1 protein-coding gene is annotated in these 954 nt (G+C 63.8%); it reads right to left on the bottom strand.

Annotated elements, in window-relative coordinates; translation table 11 throughout:
* The coding region (locus tag GM668_RS30740; RefSeq protein WP_229500143.1) for an Ig-like domain-containing protein at nt 1-954 on the bottom strand (954 nt) is incomplete at both ends.

The following is a 954-nucleotide window of genomic DNA, read 5'->3' as shown; positions in this document are numbered from 1 at the left end:
ACAGCGCAACCGTGGCTGTGGGGCGCACAGTGGCTACCGTGTAATTGGACGAGCTGGTGCTGCCGCTGCCGGCGTTGCCGGCGCTATCCTGTACGCCCGTGTTGTCGAGTGTGATGACATTGGTCGCGTCATCGACCGAGCTCGATGGCGTGTACGTACCGGTCCACGTGGTGCCGCCATCGGAAGAACTGAGCGAGGCTATGGAACCGTTGGCCACCGTCAGGTCGGCCGTGGTCAATCCTGTCACCGCTTCGCTGAACGTGATGGTGACGGTGGCTGTTTCGCCCGCTGTCAGCGCCGAGTCGGACAAACTGATGGTGGCGGTGGGCCGGGTCGAATCGATGGTGTAATTGGACGAAGCCGTGGTGCCGGAACCGGCATTCCCGTTGGCATCCGCCACCCCCGTGTTGTCCAGGGTGAGCACGTTGGTGGCATCCGTCACCGAAGCGGTCGGCGTCAACGTGGCAGTCCAGGTGGTGCCGCCATCGCTGGAACTGACGGTGGACAGGGTACCGTTTTCCACCGTGATGTCGGCATTGGTGAAGCCTGTCACTGCTTCGCTGAACGTGATCGTCACCAGCGACGTCTCGCCGATGGCCAGCGCACTGTCGGCCAGCACAATGGTGGCGGCCGGGCGCAGCGTGTCGATGGTGTAGTTCGGCGAACTGGCCGTGCCGCTGCCGGCGTTACCGGCCGTATCGGCCACGCCGGTATTGTCCAGCGTGATGACGTTGGTCGTGTCTTCGATGCCGGACGTCGGCGTGTACGTGCCGGTCCACGTGGTGCCGCCATCGGATGAACTGAGCGAGGCTATGGAACCGTTGGCCACCGTCAGGTCGGCCGTGGTCAATCCTGTCACCGCTTCGCTGAACGTGATGGTGACCGTGGACGTTTCGCCCGCCTTCAGCGCGCTATCCGACATGGCAATGACCGCGGTCGGGCGCAGCGTATCAA

Origin of the sequence: Pseudoduganella ginsengisoli (assembly GCF_009720865.1) — a bacterium.
In the GTDB taxonomy this organism is placed as follows: Bacteria; Pseudomonadota; Gammaproteobacteria; order Burkholderiales; family Burkholderiaceae_D; genus Rugamonas; species Rugamonas ginsengisoli.
This window is presented reverse-complemented; position numbering and strand designations above follow the sequence as displayed.